This is a genomic window from Parvibaculum sp. (assembly GCF_040882025.1).
Taxonomy (GTDB): Bacteria; Pseudomonadota; Alphaproteobacteria; order Parvibaculales; family Parvibaculaceae; genus Parvibaculum.
Genome location: NZ_JBBECC010000082.1, coordinates 1 through 4980 on the forward strand (window position 1 = coordinate 1; position 4980 = coordinate 4980).

Here is a 4980-nt window from a genome sequence, read left to right on the forward strand (position 1 = left end):
TCTCCCCTCCGGGGAGAGGGAGGGAGCGGGCGTCAGCCCGCGGAAGGGTGAGGGGGCGCGGCGCCCTCTGCCCCCTTACGCAAACTCCATGATCACCGCATCGACGGCGAGGCTGTCGCCGGGGGCGGCGTTGAGCTTCTCGACCGTGCAGTCGAATTCGGCGCGCAGGATGTTTTCCATCTTCATCGCCTCGACGACGGCAAGCGCCTCGCCGGCCTTCACCTCCTGGCCGACCTCGACATGGATCGCTTTCACCAGACCCGGCATCGGGCAGAGCAGCAGCTTCGAGGTATCGGCGGCGACTTTTTCGGGCATCAGCGCGTTGAGGCGATGGCCGGTTGCCGTGCGCACGACCGCATGCGCCGAGGCGCCGCGATAACGCAGCACATAGCCCTGCTTGGCGCGGACGATCTCGACCGTCATCGAAATGCCGTCGACCTCGCCGCGGAAGACGGCCTGGCCCGGCACCCACTGGCTGCGCACGAGATGGCTCGCTCCCCGCGCGCCTTCCGCGTCGAGAAAGATGACGCGCAGCGCGCCGTTCGCGTCTTCCGCCGTGACGCGCTGGGTCCAGTCGCCGACCGAGGCGACCCATTCGGTCGGCAGCTTGCGCGGCCGGCCGGCGAGCTGGCCGGAAATCTGCACCGCGCGGGCGGCATGGACCGAATTGATGTAGACGGCAATCGCCGCGAAGCGCACCGCGCGCTCGTCGGCGAGCGCCACGCCGTGGAATCCTTCCGGGTATTCCTCGGCGATGAAGCCCGTCGTGATGTTGCCGGAGCGGAAGCGCGGATGCTCCATGATCGCATTGACGAAGGGGATGTTGTGCTGGATGCCCTCGATGTGGAACTCGTCGAGCGCGCCCGCCATATGTTCGATGGCTGCAAGCCGGTCCGGCCCATGCGTGCAGAGCTTGGCGATCATCGGGTCGTAGAACATCGAAATCTCGCCGCCTTCATAGACGCCGGTGTCGTTGCGCACGGTAAGGCCCCCCGCCGTTCCCTCCGCCGGCGGCCGGTAGCGCACGAGACGGCCGGTCGAGGGCAGGAAATTGCGATAGGGATCTTCGGCATAGATGCGGCTCTCGATCGCCCAGCCCTTGATCCTGACGTCGGACTGCTTGATGGCGAGCTTTTCGCCGGCCGCGACCCGGATCATCTGTTCGACGAGATCGATGCCGGTGATGAGCTCGGTCACCGGATGCTCGACCTGGAGGCGGGTGTTCATTTCGAGGAAATAGAAATTGCGATCCTTGTCGACGATGAACTCGACCGTGCCGGCGCTTTCATAGTCGACGGCCCTGGCCAGCGCCACCGCCTGCTCGCCCATCGCCTTGCGCGTCTTCTCGTCGAGGAAGGGCGACGGCGCCTCTTCGATGACTTTCTGGTTGCGGCGCTGGATCGAGCATTCGCGCTCCATCGCATAGATCACATTGCCGTGCTTGTCGCCCAGCACCTGGATTTCGATGTGGCGCGGCTGGGTGACGAATTTCTCGATAAAGACGCGATCATCGCCGAAGGAGGATTTCGCTTCCGACATCGAGGAGGCAAAGCCCTCGGCGACTTCCTTTTCCGACCAGGCGATGCGCATGCCCTTGCCGCCGCCGCCGGCCGATGCCTTGATCATCACCGGATAGCCGATTTCGTTGGCGATCTTGACGGCTTCCTTGGCGTCCTTGATGACGCCGAGATAGCCCGGCACGGTGTTCACTTTCGCGGCGTTGGCGAATTTCTTCGACTCGATCTTGTCGCCCATCACCTCGACGGCCTTGATGTTGGGGCCGATGAAAGCGATGCCGTTGTCGGCGAGCGCCTGCGCGAATTTCGCATTCTCCGACAGGAAGCCGTAGCCGGGATGGACGGCTTCCGCGCCCGTCTCCTTACATGCGGCGATAATCTTGTCGATGACGAGATAGGACTCCGACGCCGGCGCAAGCCCGATCGCCACCGCCTCGTCGGCCATCTCGACATGCAGCGCATCCTTGTCGGCGGCGGAATAGACCGCGACGGTGGCGATGCCCATCTTCTTCGCCGTCTTCATCACGCGGCAGGCAATTTCGCCCCGGTTGGCGATCAGGATTTTCTTGAACATCAGCGGTGACCTTGCGCGGCGGAAAATGGTGGCTCGATACAAACCAAAATCGTCACGGCCCGGCTTGTCCGGGCCGTCCACGTCTTGGCGGCAAAAAAGAAAGACGTGGATGGCCCGCCTTCGCGGGCCATGACGGCATAGGGGGAGAGGGCATGCGCCATCATCTTCCCTGCCTCACAACGGAATGTTGTCGTGCTTCTTCCACGGGTTCTCGAGCTCCTTGTGGCGGAGGAGCGCGAGCGCCCGCGCGATGCGGACCCGCGTGGAATGCGGCATGATGACCTCGTCGATATAGCCGCGTTCGGCCGCGACGAAGGGATTGAGGAAGCGGTCTTCATAGGCCTTGGTGTGGGCCATGATCTTCTGCGCGTCGCCGATATCGGCGCGGTGGATGATCTCGACCGCGCCCTTGGCCCCCATCACCGCGATCTCGGCGGTCGGCCAGGCATAGTTGATGTCGCCGCGGATATGCTTCGACGCCATCACGTCATAGGCGCCGCCATAGGCCTTGCGCGTGATGACGGTGACTTTCGGCACGGTGGCTTCGGTATAGGCGAAGAGGAGCTTCGCGCCATGCTTGATGAGGCCGCCATATTCCTGCGCCGTGCCCGGCAGGAAGCCCGGCACGTCGACAAAGGTGACGATCGGAATGCTGAAACAGTCGCAGAAGCGGACGAAGCGCGCCGCCTTGCGGCTGGCATCGCTATCGAGCACGCCCGCCAGCACCATCGGCTGATTGGCGACGATGCCGACCGTGCGGCCCTCGATGCGGGCAAAGCCGGTGATGATGTTTTTCGCGAAGCTTTCCTGGATTTCGAAGAAATCGGCCTCGTCGACGACCTTCAGGATCAGTTCCTTCATGTCGTAGGGCATGTTGGGATTGGAGGGGATCAGCGTGTCGAGCGACTTCTCGAAGCGGATCGCGTCGTCGAAGAAGGGCCGCTCCGGCACCTCGTCGCGGTTCGATAGCGGCAGGAAATCGACCAGACGGCGGATCTGCATCATCGCAATGACGTCATTGTCGAAAGCGCCGTCGGCGACCGAGGACTTGACGGTGTGGATCGACGCGCCGCCGAGCTGTTCGGAGGTCACGGTTTCGTTGGTCACCGTCTTCACGACATCGGGACCGGTGACGAACATGTAGGAGGTGTCGCGCACCATGAAGATGAAATCGGTCATGGCCGGCGAATAGACGTCGCCGCCGGCACACGGTCCCATGATCACCGAGATTTGCGGGATAACGCCCGACGCCATGACGTTGCGCGTGAAGACGTCGCCATAGCCGCCCAGCGCATCGACGCCTTCCTGGATGCGCGCGCCGCCGGCATCGAACAATCCGATGATCGGCGCGCCGTTGCGCATCGCCATGTCCTGGACCTTGGTCATCTTCTTCGCGTGGTTGCGCGAGAGCGAGCCGCCGAAGACGGTGAAATCCTTGACGAAGAGATAGACCGGACGGCCATTGACCGTGCCCCAGCCGGTGACGACGCCGTCGCCGGGAATCTTCTGCTTCTCCATGCCGAAATCGTTGCAGTCATGCTCGACGAACATGTCGAACTCCTCGAAGGAGCCCTCGTCGAGCAGCAGCTCGATGCGCTCGCGCGCGGTCAGCTTGCCGCGCGCATGCTGCGCGTCGATCCGCTTCTGGCCGCCGCCGAGCCGCGCGATGGCGCGCCGCTCCTCAAGCCGACGAAGAATGTCCTTCATACCGCCCCCTGATACCGGAGAATCGGCGCCGTCGAACGGGGGAAAACCCCCGGCGCCACACATGTCGCACACAGGCCGTTGCGGGCTCTGAATAGCACCGAAATCTCCTTTTTGCCAATGGCTTGGCCGCCATTCCAAAGGGCGGGGTTTACGTTACGTCAGAGAGCAAATCGAGGAAACGGCTTGTTTCGAGAAGCTCGGCGCGGCGGCGCGCCAGACGCGCCTCCTCTTCGGCGTCGCGGCCCGAAATCTCCATCTGCCAGGCCTCGTCGAGATGGGCGGCGGCGAAGGCCGCGGCGGCATCGAGACGGCGTTCGATGAGCGCGAGGCCGAGAACGGCCGAGCCCGTCAGCGTGACCGCATTGTGGAGCGCGGCGAGGCGGAAATGATCGAGCCCCTCGAGCGCCCGGCCGTAAGCCGCGCGCGCGGCCTCGTCCTGCGCGACGTGAACGATGCCGGTGGTGACCTTGAGGCGGATGCCATGCGCCGCTTCCGCCCATTCGATGAGCGGGTCCCAGGCCTCGGCCTGGCGGCGGACAAGCGTGGCGGGAGCATCGGCGCGGTAGCACAGGAGATCGCTGCCGGCGAAGCCCGCGATTTCGGCGATGACGGCGGCGCGGCGCGGCTGGACGAGATCGAGCGCGGTGTTGGCGAGCTTTGTGAGCCACATCGAACGCGGGTCGATATAGTCGGTTTGCGCCGCCCATTCCTCCGCCATGGCGCGGGCAAGCGCCGCATAGGGCACGGCGAGCACCTGCTTCGACGGCGTCTTGACGCTGCGCCCGTCGAGCAGGACCGCATGGCCTGTTTCGACGGGACCGGCTTCGGCGCGCTTGTAGAAGCGCTTCGGCAGGCGCGGCTTGTCGCGCCCCGGATGCGGCGGCTGCTCGTCCAGCGTGCGGTTGCGCGCGAGATCGAAAATGGCGGCGATGGCCGCGGTGTCGTCCTTCTCGGTCATTGGCCGAAAATTCCGCGCACCGCATCGCCGATGCCTTCAGCGGCACCCTCAGCCGCGCCGCCGATGGCGCCGCCGACATCGCGGGCCGCGCCCGTGACGCCGCCCGATTCCTGCTGCGCCGCGGCCGCCGCCGCGCCGCAATCGCCGCTCGAGGCGACCGAGCCCGATCCGGCGCTCATCAGCGGCAGCAGCGCGCCGATGCCGCCCGTCAGTGCCGCGCCGCC

General features: G+C 65.2%; 3 protein-coding genes and 1 pseudogene. All 4 read right to left on the reverse strand.

What is annotated here, in order from left to right; genetic code table 11:
• Positions 1-75 precede the first annotated feature (75 nt).
• Positions 76-2091 carry an acetyl-CoA carboxylase biotin carboxylase subunit gene (accC, locus tag WEB61_RS05550; protein WP_368063335.1) on the reverse strand — a complete coding sequence of 672 codons (2016 nt, stop codon included), beginning with the start codon at positions 2089-2091 and terminating at the stop codon, positions 76-78.
• Between the two features lie 174 nt (positions 2092-2265).
• Positions 2266-3798, reverse strand: a complete 1533-nt coding sequence (locus tag WEB61_RS05555; protein WP_368063336.1) for an acyl-CoA carboxylase subunit beta — start codon at positions 3796-3798, stop codon at positions 2266-2268.
• 148 nt (positions 3799-3946) lie between these two features.
• Complete coding sequence (locus WEB61_RS05560; protein WP_368063337.1) at positions 3947-4756, reverse strand: ATP12 family chaperone protein; 810 nt, start codon at positions 4754-4756, stop codon at positions 3947-3949.
• Positions 4753-4980 (reverse strand): annotated as a pseudogene (locus WEB61_RS05565) (hypothetical protein); the annotation flags it as partial. The pseudogene WEB61_RS05565 and the gene WEB61_RS05560, both read right to left, overlap by 4 nt.